The following is a 15,392-nucleotide window of genomic DNA, read 5'->3' on the forward strand; positions in this document are numbered from 1 at the left end:
CGCGCGACGGGGCTCAAGCCAGATACGCTGCCTGGAAACTGAGCGCTTAAAAGTAACCCTTGGTTGCCGACTGGGCATCCTCGATCAGGCTCTGCTTGGCAATCACGGCTGCACCGGTCGCCAGGGCCAAGCCTCCGAACGTGATGAACGCGATCCAGACCATGAGCGGTGTTGTCCTGCTATCCGCAAGCTCAACGCAAGTCGGCAGGAGCAGTTCCGCAACGGCGATTGCCGGTCCGTCGAGGTTACCTTGGCCATTCATCTCGCAATCGCGAGATGGATGACCGCAGAAGCGAGAATTTACGTCAAGTCCCGAGCGAACAATTCTCGACGACCGTCCCTCAGGCGTCGACGTTCTTGAGGATCAGCGTCGCATTGGTGCCGCCGAAACCGAAGGAATTCGACATCACGTGGCCGAGCTCCACGCCGTCGCGACGCTGCCGGAGGATCGGCATGTCGGCGAAGGCCGGATCGAGTTCGTCGATATGGGCGCTCTCGCAGATGAAGCCGTTGTTCATCATCAGCAGCGAGTAGATCGCCTCCTGAACGCCGGTGGCGCCGAGGGAATGGCCGGTGAGCGATTTGGTCGCCGAAATCGGCGGACAGGCGTCGCCGCGGCCGAAAACCTCGCGGATCGCCTCGATCTCCTTGTCGTCGCCGACGGGCGTCGAGGTGGCGTGCGGGTTGATGTAGTCGATCTTCGCGCCCTTCACGGTTTCCAGCGCCTGTCGCATGCAGCGCATCGCGCCTTCACCGGACGGGGCGACCATGTCGTGCCCGTCCGAGGTCGCACCGTAGCCGGCGATCTCGCCGTAGATGCGGGCGCCGCGTGCCTTGGCATGCTCCAGCTCTTCCAGAACCAGCACGCCGGCGCCCCCGGCGATGACGAAGCCGTCGCGGTTCTTGTCGTAGGCGCGCGAGGCACGGGCGGGCGTGTCGTTGTACTTCGAGGACATCGCGCCCATGGCGTCGAACAGGACGGAGAGCGTCCAGTCGAGGTCCTCGCAGCCGCCGGCGAAGATGACGTCCTGACGACCCGCCGCGATGATCTCGGAGGCGTTGCCGATGCAGTGATTCGAGGTCGCGCAGGCGGAGGAGATCGAATAGTTCACGCCGCGGATCTTGAACCACGTCGCGAGCGTCGCGGAGGCGGTCGAGGACATCGCCTTCGGAACGGCGAAGGGGCCGACTCGCTTCGGTCCCTTTTCGCGCGCGATCGCTGCGGATTCGACGATGACGCGGGTCGAGGGGCCGCCGGAGCCCATGACGATGCCGGTGCGGTCGTTCGAGACGTCTCCGGCCTCCAGCCCCGCATCGCGAATGGCCTGGTCCATGGCGACGTGGTTCCAGGCGGTGCCGCCGCCGTGGAAGCGCATGGCACGCCGGTCGACCAGCGACTCGGCATCGAGGTTCGGCGCCCCCGAGACCTGGCTGCGGAATCCGTACTCCGCATAGGAGGCGTCGCGGGCGATGCCGGAGCGCGCCTCGCGCAGGGAGGCCAGCACCTCCTGGGTGTTGTTGCCGATGGATGAGACGATGCCCATCCCGGTGATCACGACGCGCCGCATGATGGCCTGGCTTCTCCGCCGCGGCGCTTCGAACCGCACCGCGAGACGTCACCTAGGATGATGCGCGTCCAATCTCAACAGCAGGACACCCATACGGCTCAGCTGTTCAGGACTGGAACAGGGCGACGCGCAGATCCTTCGCCTCGTAGATACGCCGTCCGTCGGCTTCGAGCCAGCCATCGGCGATGCCGAGGACGAGCTTGCCGGTGCGCATCCGGCGGATGTCGATGCCGTAGACGACCTTCTTCACGGTCGGCAGCACCTGCTCGGAAAACTTGACCTCGCCGACGCCGAGCGCCCGGCCGCGTCCGGGGGCGCCGGACCATCCGAGGAAGAACCCGACGAGCTGCCAGAGGGCATCGAGGCCGAGGCAGCCCGGCATCACCGGGTCACCCTTAAAGTGGCAGGGGAAGAACCAGAGGTCCGGCCGGATGTCGAACTCGGCGAGCACGTGGCCCTTTTCGTAGGCGCCGCCCTCGGTGCCGATCGAGGTGATGCGGTCGAACATCAGCATCGGCGGCAGCGGCAGCTGCGCGTTGCCGGCCCCGAACAGCTCGCCGCGCCCGCAGGCCAGCAACTCCTCGTAGGAATAGCGCGAGGCGCGCGCCGGCGCGCCCGTGCCCTCGGCGGAGGCGTTATCGTGATCCGATGGGGTGGTCGCGTCAGGCGGCATCGGCTGAATGTCGTGTCCTGGTTTCCGGGGTCGTAGTCCCGTCCGGCGCGTCCGGTGGTAGGCCGGTCGCGATGACGGCGGAGCGGGGAAGTCGGCGTCTCGTTAACACAGGGCCGAGGCGCCTCAAAGCCGCGTGCAGCTTGGAAGGAGGGTCACCGCGACCGCATCGCGCGGTACCCTATCGCCACCTCACGAACAGGGCGACGGCCAGGATCGCAAGCAGGGCGACGAACCAGGTCGTCCCGGAACTCAGCGCGTAGAGCAGCGCGGCTGCGAAGCCGATCATGATGATCGCCATCGTGGCGAGGGCGACAGGATTCATGGGTGTCGGCTTACGCGCGCTACAACTCGGCCCTCATGAAATGACAGGCGAATCGGAGCAGTTCCAGACTTTACCGAGGGCATGCCGGCGATCCTGCGCCATGACCGTGCCCGGCGCGTTCTCCGCCATTGGGAACGGCCCGGATTTCTCGGTGGTGTCGGAACTCTCGTCGGCCGCCGGGTCATAGCCCCTCGGGGGTCAGGGCAGCGTCTTCCCAAGCCGTTCCGTTCCAGAGCCGTACGGTCACCGTCGCGGCGCCGTTCTCGACGACGATGCGGTTATAGGCGTTCGGCTCCATGCCGCGCAGGCGCGTCGAGGTGGCGGAGCCGGCTTGGACGGCGAGCAGGCGGTGTCCGGACGCAGCATCGCAGGCATCGGTGCGCACATCGCTGCCTTCGACGAAGCGCGAATAGTGGCGGTGGAGATGTCCGGCGAGCGTCAGGCCGACCCGTTGCCGTTGGAACGCGGCCAGCGCCGTGTCGGCCCGTCCGACGCGCCGGGCCTTGGCGTTCCAGGGCGGCGCGATGAAGGGGTGATGGCCGACGACGATGCGGAAGACGTTGTCCGGAAAGGCCGCGAGCCGCGCTTCCGCCCGTGCGATCTGGTCGTGACTCAGCCGGCCCTGCGACCAGTCCGCATCCCATGCCCAGCTGCGTACGGTGTTCAGGCAGACGACGCCGATCTCGTCGTCGACGAAGGTCGGTTCGGTCCGCGCGTCGATGAAGCGCCGGTAGCGCCGGAACGGCCGGAAGAATCGGGTCGGCAGCGCGAAATAGGCGATGTCGTGGTTGCCTGGCACGCCGATCCAGGGCGAGACGAGCCGGTCGAGGAAGGCGCGCGCCTGCACGTATTCGGCCCGCCGCGAGCGCATGGTGAAGTCGCCGGACGCGATGATCAGGTCCGGCCGGTCCGCGTTCAGTTCCGCGACCAGCCCGTCGACCACCTCGGGGTTCGTGCAGCCGAAATGCAGGTCCGAAATATGCGCGATGCGTTTCAAAAGGCGGTCCGGAGGCGGGATGGAGAGGGCTCAGCCGCGTGGCGGCCGGCGCCCGGCGATGCGGGTCTGGAGCCAGTCGCGTATCAGCTCCCGCTCGTAGGTGAACGCGCTGCCGCCGAGGCTGCGGGCATAGCGCGAGAGGAAGTTGATGTCGCTTACCGTCTCGTCTGCCGAGAGCACGGTGCGCCCGCGCTCCTTGAGGACGTAGCGCAGGCGGAACCGCGGCGGCCCGACATCCGATACGATGCGCAGGCCGCCGGGACCGGCCAGGCCGGGACGCTCGTAGCCCGCGAGGTCGATGTCGAGCACGGTGATGGCGAGGCTCTCGCCCGGTCGGAGTACGCGGTCGCCGAGTTCCGTGAACAACCGCCGGATCTCGGCCAGGGTGACACGCAGGGTGAGGCCGGATCCGAAACGGCTCTCGGCGTCGGTGTAGCGCTCGGGATCGACGAACGTGACGCTGACCTGGGCCGTCGCCGGCAGGGGCGCCAGCAGCAGGCCGGCGAGGACGACGGCGCGGGACGCCCTCATGCGCAGGCCCGGGTCATTGCTGCGCGCGGTTGATGATCGCCTGGAGGGCGCGGGCGACCGGCTCGGTGACGGTGCGGCGGTACTTGCGATGGACGAGCTGTCCGTTGTGGTAGACGTCGTGCTCCACGTAGAGGCGATCGCCGTCCCACCGGACGATGTTGTCGGATTCGCTCGTCTCCTCGACGCCCAGGTCCGAGCGCAGGGTCGGCGCGCCGGCTGTGGTCTGCATGGGGTGCCTCAACTCTCAGATCTCTGCCCCGTCCTTCTTACGAAGTCGGGAGGCCGTGCACCAGAGCGTGGGCGATGCGAATGCGTTCGCGCTTCGGCCCGGAAAGGGGCCTCCGGTTTTCGGGAAAGCCGATGCGGCACAACAATTTGGAGCCTCGTCATCGATGCAATATCCAGGGCGACGCCCTAGCGGACCGTCACCTGGTCCTTGATGCGCTGGTAGATCGCGCGGCTGAGCACGCGCTTCGACAGCAACTGGTCCGTCGATGCGTAGGGGCGATGCTGGATGATCGCGCGACCGATCGCGCCGCCGCCCTTCAGGCCGTTGAGTTCGGCGAGCGAGCCGGTGTTGAGGTCGGCGAGATCCACCGCGCGCGGGTCTGCCGCTTCGGCTGCAGCGATCTCAGCCTCGCCAGCTTCCGGCCGATCGGCGGCTGGCATCGGTGATGCAGGAGCCTGTGGCGGCGGCCGAACCGGAGGGGGATTGGGCGCGAAGGCCGAGGACGCCGTTTCAGGGGACGCGACGACGGCCGGGTCTGGCGTCCGCATTGCCGGACTCGGTGCGGGTTGGGCACTTGGCGCCGGTAGAGCACTTGGCGCGGGTTGCGGGCTCGGCGCCGGCTCCGGCGGGGACGCCGGTTGCGGCGCGGGGGCAGGCGGCCGGGCCGGTGCCGGATCAGCCCTGCGTACGGGCGTCGTCCTGGCAGGGGGGCGTGGGGCCACGGCCGATGCCTCCGGCGGGCTGTTGTCGAGGATCCAGTAGTGCTGGACGAGCCCGGTCAGGACAGCTGCGGCGATGACCACCAGGAAGACGCGCAGGAGCGCCGGTCCGTTGAGCATGCGAGGGCCCTTCCCCCAGAGGTTCCGGGGCGTCCCTCGTATCCGGCCGCACCTTCCGCCGTTCCCTGACGCTCAAGCATGGCAAACATATGTTGATTCGAAGGGCTTAACCCACGTTCCGTGAGTGCTGCGGTATCCACGGGGTCGGCCTGAGATGAGGCCGGAATGCAACAGGAGCTCGCATGTGCAGCCGAGGCCTCGAAATAGTCAAGCTTATGAAGGAACGAGAAACGGCCAAGCTCGTTTCGTGGAAGCTGAGCCATTGGTCCGGACATTTTTCGCCATGCCGTTGCCGTCCCGTCTGAGGGTCCTTCGCGCCGTCGCCGGGCTCGCGCTCGTCTTCGGGGTCGCAGCGTGTTCGTCGCTACCTCGGACACCCTACACGGCGCAGCAGGCCTCGCTCGCCACGTTACCCGGCATGGGGCCGGTGCGGGCCTACGCCGATGCCACGGCCTCCGAGATCGCGACGATCGCGGAGCGGCCTGAGGGGCGCCGCAACGGTTTCAATTATCTCGCGCTCTCGGGCGGCGGCGGCGACGGGGCCTATGGCGCGGGCGTGCTGAACGGCTGGAGCGCGTCCGGTAAGCGGCCGGACTTCGCCATCGTTTCCGGCGTCTCGACCGGCGCGCTGATCGCGCCCTTCGCCTTCCTCGGCTCGGGCTATGACGGCTACCTCACGGACTTCTACACGAGCGGCATCGCCGAATCCCTGGTCCAGGCGCCGAGCATCACCAACGTGCTGTTCGGCTCCGGCCTGTTCGGCGACGGCAAGCTGCGGGAGATCATCGGGCGCTACGTCACGCCGGACCTTCTCGCGGCCGTCGCCGCCGAGCACGCCAAGGGCCGCCGCCTCTACGTCGTGACGACGAATCTCGATCAGCAGCGCGCGGTGATCTGGAACATGGGCGCCATCGCCGCCAGCGGCGCGCCGAACGCCGCCGACCTGTTCCGCGACGTGCTGACCGCCTCGGCGAGCGTCCCGGCCGTGTTCCCGCCGCAACTCGTGGACGTCCAGGCCGAGGGCCGCACCTTCCAGGAGATGCATGTCGACGGCTCGGTGGTGATCCCGGTTTTCACTCTGCCCCAGGGGTTCCTGCCGCGCACACGCGCCGGACGCGGCCAGGCGGACATCTACGTGGTGATCAACGGGCGGCTCGAGCCGGAATTCGACGTCACCCAGAACAACACGCTCGCCATCACCGGACGCTCGTTCACGACCGCAAGCCGTGCCCGCACCCGGGCGACGCTGTCGGCGACCGAGACGGTGAGCCGCAGAAGCGGCATCGGCTTCAACCTGACCTATATCGACGAGACCGGGCCGACCGCTACGGCGGGGCGCGGCTTCGACACCGCCTACATGCGCAACCTCTACGATGCCGGCTACGAGAAGGGGAAAACCGGCCGCTTCTGGCAGCACTCCGTCCCCGGCGCGCCGTCCACGGTTCTCGAAGCCTCCGTCGTCCACTGACGGACACGAAGAAAACCGCTTCCGCGTGGGCGGAAGCGGCAGGATCGTTTCGTCAGCGGCGGACGTGAACGCCGAAGAACTACTTGCCCAGGATCTTGGTAACTAGGCGGCCGAGCGGCGTGCTCGAACTGGCGTTGCGGTCGTCGCGTACGACCTGGCGGTTCTCGTTGCCGAGGATCTTGGTGACGATGCGTCCGATGAGGCTCATGGCCGTACTCCGTAGAAATCCGTGACGCCGCGAACGGTGCAGCTTTCACGTCTTCAACGGAGAAGCCGCTCGACCTGTTCCGGCGGCGCAGGCCGATCGGCGCCCGGCCGGCCGCGCAGGATGTTGACGCCGACGATGACGGCATAGGCCGCGAACATCGCGAACAGCGTCCAGGCGAAACCCTGCGGCACGACGAGGTCCATGCCGGCCCCGATCATCGGCGGCCCGACCATGAGGCCGGCGCTGTAGAGCGCGACGAAGGCCGCGTTGGCGCCGGCGAGATCCGGTCCGCGCACGCTCGCGCCGAGATGGGCAAGGCCTACGGTGTAGAGCGTGCCGGCGACGCCGCCCCAGAGGAAGAGCAGCCCGACCAGCACCGGCAGCGAAGCGCTCGCCGCCGGGATCAGCGCCGCACCGAGCGCGCCGACGATGCTCGCCGCAAGCAGCACCAGGCCGCGATCGGTCCGGTCGGCGAGCCAGCCCACGGGGATCGCAAACAGAACGTTGCCGAGCGCCACCGCGCTGACGAGGCCGGCGGCGGTCTGCGCATCGAACCCGACCTTGAGCCCGTAGAGCGGCAGGATCGCGAAGCCGCCGGTCTCGACGGCGCCGTAGATGAAGGCGGCCAGCGTCGCCGCCGGTGCGAGCCGGAGATAGGCGAGGAAGCGCACGCTTCCGCCCTCACGCGAGATCGTCGGCGAGACGCCACGCGCCAGCACGATCGGCAGGGCCGCCACGACGAACAGGGCGGCGCCGGCGAGATACGGCGCGAACCCTTCCGTCCCCAGCAGCACAAGCAGTCCCGGCCCGATGGCGAAGCCGAGCGCCAGCACGGTGGCGTAGATGCCCATCACCAGCCCACGGCGCGCCGGCGCAGCCGCCTGGGTGATCCAGAACTCGGATAGTACGAACAGCGCTCCGAGCGTCGCCGAGAAGAACAAGCGGAGCGGAAACCACCAGGCGAGGTCGTAGAAGGCCTTGAAGCCGACGAGCAGCGCCGCCCCGAGCCCGATCGAGAACAGCAGGAGCGGCAACACGCCGACCCGCGCGGCGAGCCGCGGCACGAACGGCACCGTGAGGATGCTGGCAAATCCGCCCACCGCCGTGTTGAGGCCGATCATCGCGCCGGAGGCGCCCATCCGCTCCATCTCGAGCGAGAGCAGCGGGATCGACAGGCTGAGGCCGATCCCGACCACGGCGACACATGTGATCGCGGCGGCGATCGCGGTGAAGCGGTCGCGGTCGGATGGCGGGGAAGGGGCGAGCATCGACATGTCGGGGGTTTTCGGACGGGCGCGGCGTGTGCTGGCGCCGACGGCAGGGCCGTCACATCGGCGCGATGGCGCCGGGTGTCGAGGGCGCTATCGCACCTTGCAACCCCCTCTGCCTGGACGGGCCCTGCCCGTCAGGCCGCGTGCCGGTCGGCCTCGGCGCCGAAATGGCCGATGTAGCGGGCGGCGATGGCCTCCACCGGCAGCACCACGAAGACGTCGGTGGTGCCGAACTGGCGGTCGATCACGGCGCCATCGCCGAAGGTCGCGCCGATGCGCAGGTAGCCCTTCATCAAGGGCGGCAGGCTCTGGAGCGCCACCTTCGGGTTCACCGCCTCGGGTGCGAGCCTGTCCATCGCGACGAAGCGGTCGGAGACCGCCCGCGCCCGCCACGCTTCGGGGGCGCGGGCATGGTGGTGGAGGAAGCTGAGTTGCAGGGCGAGCCGGTCCGGATCGGTGCCTTCGAGGCTGGCGCAGCCGAGCATCGCGTCGATGCGGTGGTGCAGCACGTAGGCCCAGATGCCGTGCCAGAGCAGCTCGACCGTGCGCTTGGTGCGGTAGGGCTTGAGCACGCAGGAGCGGCCGAGTTCGAGAAAGCGCTTACCCGGGTGACGGTCGAGCAGCGGCCCGATATCGAATTCGCCCGCCGAGTAGAAGCCCGTGCCGCCCTCGGCCCGGTCTCCGCGCAGCAGCCGGTAGGTGCCGACCACCTTCGGTCGCGGCTTGCGGAAGGGTTTGGCCTTCACCGCCGCGTGGTCGATCACGAGCAGGTGGTCGCAGATCGGATCGTAGGCGTCGATGTCGCGCCGCTTCAGCATCGCGAGCCCCGATGGAATCGCCGACATCTCCTCGTAGAACACCTTGTAGCGCAGGCGTTGCGCCCGTCGGATCTCCGACTTCTTCGTCGCGAGCCGCACTTCGAGGCTGCCGATGCGGCCGAGGCTCGGGCCGAAGTCCGGTGCCGGTTTCGGCATCCGCGATTTCAGCAGGATCGGCGCGCCGCCCGGCAGCGCGAGGCCCGGAATGCCGCCCTCGAAGGTCTGCTTGAAACGGGCGAGGGGCGCCTGGACGTGAGTCTCCCAGCCGGTCTTCCACGCCGCGGACGCGTCACGCCCGGAAAAGTTCGGCACCATCGTTGAGCCTGCCCCGCGAGGCCGATCCGGCCTTGACCGGCGCACATCATCACGAAGGGCGCACGCTTTTATGACATCGGAAGGCGTGGCGGGACAGGGGTTTAAGGGTCAGACACCGTTGCTTGTGTGGGTTCGGCCCAGGCCGTCACATTCGTAGCCGTCGAACGAAACCGGCTAAGGATGCCAGGGGGTTAGGGGCAGCCTGGTCGCTGCGAAAACCCTCTCCCGCAGAGGAGAGAGGGTTTTTCTTCGCCTCACACGAACTGGCTCACCCCCGGGATCGCGCCGATGATGCGGCCCATGGTGTCCTCGCCGGCCTTTTCGCGACCATAGGCGAAGAGTTCCTGGCCGAGCGGCTGCATCTGGCCCATCGAGACGCCGGACGACATCAGCTTCTGGCCGAGAGCCATGACGCCGCCGCCCATGCCGCCGAGCATGCCGAGCAGACCGCCGCCGCCCTCTTCGGCATTCGATTCGGCGATGGCCGCATCGGCGCCCGGCAGCTTGGCCAGAAGCTGCGCCACGTCCTGGGGCGGACCCTCCTTCTGCAGGAAGGCGAGGATGTGCCCGATCGCGGCCTTGGCGGTCTCGGCATCGACGCCCGTGCGGGTGGTGATGCGGGCAATCAGCTCGTCCATGGGGTGTCCTCTCCTCGTTTCGGCCCGTCCTTCCGACGGGCGAACGCTGAAATCAAGGCCACGGCGATCCGGCCTCGCCGCCGAGCCTGGAAAACGGCCGCGCTCCCGGAGTAGAGTGAGGTCCTATCGAGAAGGAATGCACGGCATGGCGGGCGACGGCACGATCCTGGTCGGCAAGAGCACGGGCAAGACCCCGAAGCCGGAGGTGCTGGCGCTCAAGCTCGCCAACCGGCACGGCCTCGTCGCAGGCGCCACCGGCACCGGCAAGACCGTGACGCTGCAGGTGCTGGCCGAAGGGTTCTCCAATGCCGGCGTCCCGGTCTTCGCCGCCGACATCAAGGGCGACCTCTCAGGGCTTGCCGCGGCCGGCGAGGCGAAGCCGCACTTCGTCAAGCGCGCCGAGGAACTCGGCATCACCTACGAGCCCGACCGCTTCCCCGTGACTTTCTGGGACCTGTTCGGCGACCAGGGCCACCCGATCCGCTGTACCGTCACCGAGATGGGGCCTCTGCTGCTCGGACGGCTGCTTGAACTCAACGACACCCAGGAGGGCGTGCTCAACATCGCCTTCCGGGTCGCCGACGAGAACCAGTGGCCGGTGATCGACCTGAAGGACCTGCGCTCGCTGCTGACCTTCCTCTCCGAGAACTCCAAGGAACTCGGCGCGAAGTACGGCAACGTTTCCGCCGCCTCGATCGGCGCGATCCAGCGGGCGCTGCTCGTGCTGGAGAACCAGGGCGCCGACAAGTTTCTCGGCGAGCCGGCGCTCGACCTGAACGACTTCATGCGCACCGACCGCGACGGGCGCGGCGTGATCAACATCCTCGCCGCCGACAAGCTGATGCAGCGTCCGCGCCTCTACGCCTCGTTCCTGCTCTGGATGCTCTCCGAGCTGTTCGAGCAGCTTCCCGAGGTCGGCGACCTCGACAAGCCGAAGCTCGTGTTCTTCTTCGACGAGGCGCACCTGCTGTTTTCCGACGCCCCGAAGCCGCTGCTCGACGCCGTTGAGCAGGTGGTGCGCCTGATCCGCTCGAAGGGTGTCGGCGTCTACTTCGTCACCCAGAACCCCCTCGACGTGCCGGAGACCGTGCTCGGCCAGCTCGGCAACCGGGTGCAGCATGCGCTGCGCGCCTTCACCCCGCGCGACCAGCGCGCCGTGCGCGCGGCGGCCGAGACGTTTCGGCAGAACCCGGATTTCGACGTCTCGAAGGCGATCACCGAGCTTGCCGTCGGCGAGGCCCTGGTCTCGTTCCTCGAGGCCAAGGGCACGCCCTCGATGGTCGAGCGGGCGCTGATCGCGCCGCCGCAGGCCCGCGTCGGGCCGCTGACGCCGGCCGAGCGCGCCGACCTGATCGCCGCGAGCACGATCCGCGGCAAGTACGACGAGGCGATCGACCGGGAGAGCGCCTACGAGATGCTGGCCGCGCGCAAGAATCTCGACGGCGAGACGGCCGAGGCCGCCCACCAGTCCGAAGGCGGACTGGGCGGACTGCTCTCCAGCCTCGGCGGCCTTTTCGGCGGCGGTTCCTCCGCGAAGGAAACTCCGAAGGGGAGGGGACGTGCCAAGCCGTCCCTCACCGAGCAGGTGATCGGCAACGCCGCCCGCTCGATGGCGCGCACTGTCGGCACCCAGGTCGGCAATGCGATTCTTCGGAATGTGCTGGGCGGCCTGACCAAGCGGTAGGCCGTCTCCAGACGCCGTGACGCGCGGTGTCGAACCCGGGACCGGCCCGCGTCGTCCGGGAAGCCGGGCGCCACGAATTCGGGCGCCGGCGCAAGGCGTTGAAGCGACGCCGATCCGAGATTTCGCAGAATGGCTTAAAGCTTCATTATCTCTGCTCGGAAGAAGCCGGGTGCCGGCACGCCGTGTGGCATCTGAAATAGTGATTCTTTACCGAGACCCGATACTCACCGGAGCGGACAAGACCGCTTTCGGGACCGCATCCCATGTTCACCAAGGACCAGTCGGGCAGCGTCGCGCTGCTGTTCGCGCTGATGCTGCCCGCGCTGATGGTCGGCGTCGGTGGCGGCATCGAGGTGTCGCGTGCGGTCGACTACAAGCAGCGGCTGACCTCGGCCGCCGACCTCGCTTGCCGCCAGGCGGAGGTTTACGTCGAGAGCTTGCCCGGCCCCGTCATGCCGCTGGATTATTCCATGAAAGTACGGGACTACGGGACCATGAACCTAGTCGAGCGTGCGCTGACCGACACGGCACAAATTGCGGCGACGCCGACCGTGTCGAAGACGGCCCTCGGAATGCCCCTGCTCAATCTCCGTCCCGGTAACATTCATGTCGTCGCGACCGGTACGGTCGATCTCGTTTTCAAGAATTTCCTCAGCAAGAACAGCTTAACGTTCACGGTGACACGTGACTGCACTGTGACGGCGAACGCATCATCTGGCCCGCCGACCCTGCTCATGTCCGAGTCATTCGAAGATTACGCCGTTAAGAACGGCTGGGCGCTGTACGGAACGCTCGGAAAAGCGAACTGCGTGGGTTCTGCGTGCCCAGGCAAATTTGGTACTACAAATGCTGGCGTCGAAATCGACCAATTGTCAGCTATTGAAACGGGCGACGGCGTGCAATATGGTCAGCAGTTTGCTGAGCTAGACAGTGATTGCACTGCAGATCAGCGGATCGGTGCAGTCACCGATCCTCAAAAAACCGCCTGTAGTGCAAATGGGCAAACAACTAACTCGTCAATCAATATGCCTTTTAACGATCTTAAAGTGGGCGTTTACGAAGTTCGGTATGTCTATAATGCACGTAAAAATATTCCAGGTGTTTACGAATATAATGATAGCGTTATTTGTTCAAGTGTTCCGGGTACAGATGGATTAACTCGAAATTCCGATGTAGCGAAGAACGCTGCAGGGGTGAGTACCACCTCTCTGGATTATCAAACTCGCCGAATCGAGCTGTGGGTCGAGCCAGAAAGTAGCGGCTACTTGTCCGACAGCCAGAGCTTAACGGCTACATCGAATGCGTCTTACATGCAGAAATACATGGTTGATGTATGCGTCTGGTCTAAAGTATGGACCGAGCGGTCTTATCGATTTACTGTCACAAAGCAGCAAAATTATAGAGTTTCCTGGCGGGCGGCCGGACGTGATGATAGTTACGGTGGTTTAATTGACTATATCCGGATATGCAGAAACGCCTGCCCATGATTTTACGAAATCTTGCTGTTCAGGAGTATTCGGTGATGCTGGTTCCTTCGGAGTGCCATTTGCCAAAAGACACCCTTTTTCAAAGTGGTGCTAATCATAAGAGCAATAAAAAACTAGCGCATATTAAAAAAAATATACAAATCAATATTCGAACTGGCCGGCACGACGAACGGGGTGCGTCTGCCGTCGAATTTGCGCTAGTCTTGTTTCCTTTCCTGATCCTTTGCCTCGGTGTACTACAGTTTGTCTTCCTGAATTATACCCAGCAAACGCTTAGCGACGCATTGTATAGCAGCGCCTCGAACCCTGAAAGCGAGCTGATCTCAGGGGATAGGTCGGGATACAGAGCTCGAGTGTGCGCCAAAATGCCATTCCAGACGGACTGCCTCAATTTGCTGACGGGCATCAAAATCGAGATGATGCGGCTGGACGCCCTGCCGACGGCAACCACGGCAATCACCGGATCCGACTTCCTTCCCGGTACGAGCGGCGACGTCTTGGTCTTGCGGGCGACGATGCCGGCGCCGCAGGTCGTCGCGTTCATCCCGCAACTGACGGCGAAGGATTCGGTGATATTCCGTCGCCCTTAGAGCGCTTTCCGACCGAGTGGATACCGGTCGCTCGAAAGAAAGCGCGTCATAACAACAACCTAGAGCCGCCGGCCTGATGCAATCACATCGGATACGGCTCTAGCCGCCGGTAGGATCGCTGTGCGGTCGGGCGCAACTCCGCGCCGTCGGGCGAGCCACGCGCTACGGCACCAGTTCGGTGTCGCGAAAGACATTGAAAGCTCCGGTCCTGTCGAGACGGGGTCGAAGACAGTGCCACGAACTGCTAGGACTTCAGCGCATGCGTTTGCACTTTCGACGCTTCCGCACCGAGCAGTCGGGCCTTGCGTCCATCGAATTCGCCCTGCTGAGTACCGTGCTGCTGCTACTATTCGCCGGCGGCTTCGATCTCGTCTTCATGGTGAGCGCTAAGCGCGACGCCGATCGGGCCTCGACGCTGATCGCACACGCGATGGCGACCTGCCCGAATTCGAGTTGCATGTCGGCGCTGATCAACAGCTACTCACCGCGCCAAGCGAACGCGCTGGTGCGCTACCCGAACGCGGCGATTAAGTTGTACATGATCCAGAACCAGAGCGGCACGATCAAGCCCTGCTCCGGAACCGACACGACGTTGACCGACACCAAAATCATCGCTTCGGCAAAGAACATCCTGCGGGACGACGACGTCGGGTCGGCAGTGATGCTGACGACCACCTACACATCGATCTTGCCGAAGGCGCTCATGAGCTACATCAGCGCGACTGGCGCGACCTATACTGGCCGCACCGTCGACGTGATGAGCAATATCGGCGCCGTGTGCTGACGGGACCAGGTCGGCCTTCCAGCCGTTCCAGCGCAGCCGTTACCTTCTGTCGCGGATAGGACCGGCGCGTCGCGCCGCTTCATTGACATCCGCCGGGTTCCCCCCTATTCGCCCATCACGGCGCGCGGCTTCCTCGACGAAGTCCGCGCGTTTCGCGTTCGCGGCCCTTGGGCTGCGGATGACCTCAACAAGAAGACGGCCCAGGCGCTTCGCGGCGCGGGAGGCCGGCAGAGAACACGAGAGCCAACGATGTTCGCAGTCATCAAGACGGGCGGCAAGCAGTATCGCGTTGCCGCCAACGACGTCATCACCGTCGCTACGATCGAGGGCGAGGCCGGATCGGCCATCAACTTCGGCGAGGTCCTGCTGTTCACGGACGGCGATGCCATCCAGGTCGGCGCCCCGCTGCTCGAGGGCGTCACCGTCTCCGGCGAGATCGTCGATCACGGCCGTGCCAAGAAGGTCATCGCCTTCAAGAAGCGCCGCCGGCAGAACTCGCGCCGCAAGCGGGGCCACCGCCAGCACTTCACCACCGTGCGGATCACCGAGATCGGCTTCGGCGGCAAGTCCACGAAGGCCGAGCCGCGCAAGGCCAAGGCGTCTTCCTCCGAGGGCGATGCTCCGGCGGTCGTCTCACCCGCCAGCGCCTGATCGCCCTTTCGCAGACCCCTTTAGAGATCCTGGAGTAGCCCTATGGCTCACAAAAAAGCAGGCGGCTCGTCCCGCAACGGCCGCGACTCGGCCGGCCAGCGCCTCGGCGTGAAGAAGTTCGGCTCGGAAGCCGTGATTCCGGGCAACATCATCGTGCGCCAGCGCGGCACCAAGTGGCATCCCGGCGTCAACGTCGGCATGGGCAAGGACCACACGCTGTTCGCCCTGATCGAAGGCCGCGTCGAGTTCCAGACGAAGCGCGGTCGCGCCTTCGTCGCGGTGGTACCGGTACAGGTCGCCGCAGAGTAACGGCGGACGC

The 15,392-nt window shown here is 66.0% G+C and carries 18 protein-coding genes and 1 pseudogene; 7 read left to right on the forward strand and 12 right to left on the reverse strand.

Annotated features, from left to right (window positions below):
* Positions 1 to 46: 46 nt before the first annotated feature.
* The 8 genes from MFF07_RS07285 to MFF07_RS22615 form a co-directional block, all read right to left on the reverse strand.
* Positions 47 to 262 carry a hypothetical protein gene (locus MFF07_RS07285; protein WP_238231324.1) on the reverse strand — a complete coding sequence of 72 codons (216 nt, stop codon included), beginning with the start codon at positions 260 to 262 and terminating at the stop codon, positions 47 to 49.
* 79 nt (positions 263 to 341) lie between these two features.
* Positions 342 to 1,568, reverse strand: coding sequence for a beta-ketoacyl-ACP synthase I (fabB, locus tag MFF07_RS07290; protein ID WP_147817899.1), 1,227 nt, complete (start codon positions 1,566 to 1,568; stop codon positions 342 to 344).
* A gap of 106 nt (positions 1,569 to 1,674) precedes the next feature.
* A complete protein-coding gene (gene fabA / locus MFF07_RS07295) occupies positions 1,675 to 2,241 on the reverse strand; it encodes a 3-hydroxyacyl-[acyl-carrier-protein] dehydratase FabA (protein ID WP_147817898.1) in 567 nt (188 codons plus the stop codon).
* Between the two features lie 178 nt (positions 2,242 to 2,419).
* On the reverse strand, positions 2,420 to 2,563 hold the full coding sequence (locus MFF07_RS07300; RefSeq protein ID WP_187272570.1) for a hypothetical protein: 144 nt from the start codon (positions 2,561 to 2,563) through the stop codon (positions 2,420 to 2,422).
* A 181-nt stretch (positions 2,564 to 2,744) separates the two neighbouring features.
* Complete coding sequence (locus MFF07_RS07305; RefSeq protein ID WP_147817897.1) at positions 2,745 to 3,560, reverse strand: metallophosphoesterase family protein; 816 nt, start codon at positions 3,558 to 3,560, stop codon at positions 2,745 to 2,747.
* Between the two features lie 30 nt (positions 3,561 to 3,590).
* A complete protein-coding gene (locus tag MFF07_RS07310) occupies positions 3,591 to 4,091 on the reverse strand; it encodes a DUF3016 domain-containing protein (protein ID WP_238231326.1) in 501 nt (166 codons plus the stop codon).
* A 13-nt stretch (positions 4,092 to 4,104) separates the two neighbouring features.
* Entirely contained in the window at positions 4,105 to 4,320 is a 216-nt protein-coding gene (locus tag MFF07_RS07315) for a hypothetical protein (protein ID WP_147077164.1), read from the reverse strand.
* A 185-nt stretch (positions 4,321 to 4,505) separates the two neighbouring features.
* The gene (locus MFF07_RS22615; RefSeq protein WP_306424631.1) at positions 4,506 to 4,760 is read right to left on the reverse strand and encodes a ComEA family DNA-binding protein; all 255 of its coding nucleotides are present in this window, start codon (positions 4,758 to 4,760) and stop codon (positions 4,506 to 4,508) included.
* Positions 4,761 to 5,442: 682 nt separating this feature from the next.
* Between MFF07_RS22615 and MFF07_RS07325 the strand changes: the two genes are divergently transcribed.
* Positions 5,443 to 6,627, forward strand: coding sequence for a patatin-like phospholipase family protein (locus MFF07_RS07325; RefSeq protein ID WP_238231330.1), 1,185 nt, complete (start codon positions 5,443 to 5,445; stop codon positions 6,625 to 6,627).
* Between the two features lie 79 nt (positions 6,628 to 6,706).
* Here the strand turns inward: MFF07_RS07325 and MFF07_RS07330 are convergent, their stop codons facing one another.
* The 4 genes from MFF07_RS07330 to MFF07_RS07345 form a co-directional block, all read right to left on the reverse strand.
* Positions 6,707 to 6,835 carry a TFIIS helical bundle-like domain containing protein gene (locus tag MFF07_RS07330; RefSeq protein WP_147817893.1) on the reverse strand — a complete coding sequence of 43 codons (129 nt, stop codon included), beginning with the start codon at positions 6,833 to 6,835 and terminating at the stop codon, positions 6,707 to 6,709.
* 53 nt (positions 6,836 to 6,888) lie between these two features.
* Positions 6,889 to 8,103, reverse strand: a complete 1,215-nt coding sequence (locus MFF07_RS07335) for an MFS transporter (RefSeq protein WP_238231332.1) — start codon at positions 8,101 to 8,103, stop codon at positions 6,889 to 6,891.
* 137 nt (positions 8,104 to 8,240) lie between these two features.
* Positions 8,241 to 9,239, reverse strand: coding sequence for a l-ornithine N(alpha)-acyltransferase (gene olsB, locus MFF07_RS07340; RefSeq protein WP_238231334.1), 999 nt, complete (start codon positions 9,237 to 9,239; stop codon positions 8,241 to 8,243).
* A 254-nt stretch (positions 9,240 to 9,493) separates the two neighbouring features.
* Entirely contained in the window at positions 9,494 to 9,877 is a 384-nt protein-coding gene (locus tag MFF07_RS07345) for a DUF2267 domain-containing protein (RefSeq protein ID WP_238231336.1), read from the reverse strand.
* A 145-nt stretch (positions 9,878 to 10,022) separates the two neighbouring features.
* Between MFF07_RS07345 and MFF07_RS07350 the strand changes: the two genes are divergently transcribed.
* The 6 genes and pseudogenes from MFF07_RS07350 (at position 10,023) to rpmA (ending at position 15,382) form a co-directional block, all read left to right on the forward strand.
* Complete coding sequence (locus MFF07_RS07350; RefSeq protein ID WP_238231338.1) at positions 10,023 to 11,561, forward strand: helicase HerA-like domain-containing protein; 1,539 nt, start codon at positions 10,023 to 10,025, stop codon at positions 11,559 to 11,561.
* A gap of 263 nt (positions 11,562 to 11,824) precedes the next feature.
* On the forward strand, positions 11,825 to 13,048 hold the full coding sequence (locus MFF07_RS07355) for a TadE/TadG family type IV pilus assembly protein (RefSeq protein ID WP_238231341.1): 1,224 nt from the start codon (positions 11,825 to 11,827) through the stop codon (positions 13,046 to 13,048).
* The gene (locus tag MFF07_RS07360; RefSeq protein ID WP_238231342.1) at positions 13,027 to 13,638 is read left to right on the forward strand and encodes a TadE/TadG family type IV pilus assembly protein; all 612 of its coding nucleotides are present in this window, start codon (positions 13,027 to 13,029) and stop codon (positions 13,636 to 13,638) included. The genes MFF07_RS07355 and MFF07_RS07360 overlap by 22 nt, the downstream gene beginning before the upstream one ends.
* A 259-nt stretch (positions 13,639 to 13,897) precedes the next feature.
* Positions 13,898 to 14,422, forward strand: coding sequence for a TadE/TadG family type IV pilus assembly protein (locus MFF07_RS07365; RefSeq protein ID WP_147817886.1), 525 nt, complete (start codon positions 13,898 to 13,900; stop codon positions 14,420 to 14,422).
* Positions 14,423 to 14,671: 249 nt separating this feature from the next.
* Positions 14,672 to 14,974 (forward strand): annotated as a pseudogene (gene rplU / locus MFF07_RS07370) (50S ribosomal protein L21); the annotation flags it as partial.
* 141 nt (positions 14,975 to 15,115) lie between these two features.
* Positions 15,116 to 15,382, forward strand: a complete 267-nt coding sequence (rpmA, locus tag MFF07_RS07375) for a 50S ribosomal protein L27 (protein WP_147817884.1) — start codon at positions 15,116 to 15,118, stop codon at positions 15,380 to 15,382.
* Positions 15,383 to 15,392 lie beyond the last annotated feature (10 nt).

It is taken from the genome of Methylobacterium thuringiense, assembly GCF_022179645.1.
Taxonomy (GTDB): domain Bacteria; phylum Pseudomonadota; class Alphaproteobacteria; order Rhizobiales; family Beijerinckiaceae; genus Methylobacterium; species Methylobacterium thuringiense.

What these genes read in the sequence shown, in the direction of transcription:
- MFF07_RS07335 (WP_238231332.1), bottom strand. Translation starts at nt 8,103, where the DNA reads ATGCTCGCCCCTTCCCCGCCATCCGACCGCGACCGCTTCACCGCGATC.
- MFF07_RS07345 (WP_238231336.1), bottom strand. Translation starts at nt 9,877, where the DNA reads ATGGACGAGCTGATTGCCCGCATCACCACCCGCACGGGCGTCGATGCC.
- fabB (WP_147817899.1), bottom strand. Translation starts at nt 1,568, where the DNA reads ATGCGGCGCGTCGTGATCACCGGGATGGGCATCGTCTCATCCATCGGC.
- MFF07_RS07310 (WP_238231326.1), bottom strand. Translation starts at nt 4,091, where the DNA reads ATGAGGGCGTCCCGCGCCGTCGTCCTCGCCGGCCTGCTGCTGGCGCCC.
- fabA (WP_147817898.1), bottom strand. Translation starts at nt 2,241, where the DNA reads ATGCCGCCTGACGCGACCACCCCATCGGATCACGATAACGCCTCCGCC.
- MFF07_RS07300 (WP_187272570.1), bottom strand. Translation starts at nt 2,563, where the DNA reads ATGAATCCTGTCGCCCTCGCCACGATGGCGATCATCATGATCGGCTTC.
- MFF07_RS07360 (WP_238231342.1), top strand. Translation starts at nt 13,027, where the DNA reads ATGCAGAAACGCCTGCCCATGATTTTACGAAATCTTGCTGTTCAGGAG.
- MFF07_RS07325 (WP_238231330.1), top strand. Translation starts at nt 5,443, where the DNA reads ATGCCGTTGCCGTCCCGTCTGAGGGTCCTTCGCGCCGTCGCCGGGCTC.
- MFF07_RS07355 (WP_238231341.1), top strand. Translation starts at nt 11,825, where the DNA reads ATGTTCACCAAGGACCAGTCGGGCAGCGTCGCGCTGCTGTTCGCGCTG.
- MFF07_RS07330 (WP_147817893.1), bottom strand. Translation starts at nt 6,835, where the DNA reads ATGAGCCTCATCGGACGCATCGTCACCAAGATCCTCGGCAACGAGAAC.
- rpmA (WP_147817884.1), top strand. Translation starts at nt 15,116, where the DNA reads ATGGCTCACAAAAAAGCAGGCGGCTCGTCCCGCAACGGCCGCGACTCG.
- MFF07_RS07350 (WP_238231338.1), top strand. Translation starts at nt 10,023, where the DNA reads ATGGCGGGCGACGGCACGATCCTGGTCGGCAAGAGCACGGGCAAGACC.
- MFF07_RS07315 (WP_147077164.1), bottom strand. Translation starts at nt 4,320, where the DNA reads ATGCAGACCACAGCCGGCGCGCCGACCCTGCGCTCGGACCTGGGCGTC.
- olsB (WP_238231334.1), bottom strand. Translation starts at nt 9,239, where the DNA reads ATGGTGCCGAACTTTTCCGGGCGTGACGCGTCCGCGGCGTGGAAGACC.
- MFF07_RS07365 (WP_147817886.1), top strand. Translation starts at nt 13,898, where the DNA reads ATGCGTTTGCACTTTCGACGCTTCCGCACCGAGCAGTCGGGCCTTGCG.
- MFF07_RS22615 (WP_306424631.1), bottom strand. Translation starts at nt 4,760, where the DNA reads ATGCCAGCCGCCGATCGGCCGGAAGCTGGCGAGGCTGAGATCGCTGCA.
- MFF07_RS07285 (WP_238231324.1), bottom strand. Translation starts at nt 262, where the DNA reads ATGAATGGCCAAGGTAACCTCGACGGACCGGCAATCGCCGTTGCGGAA.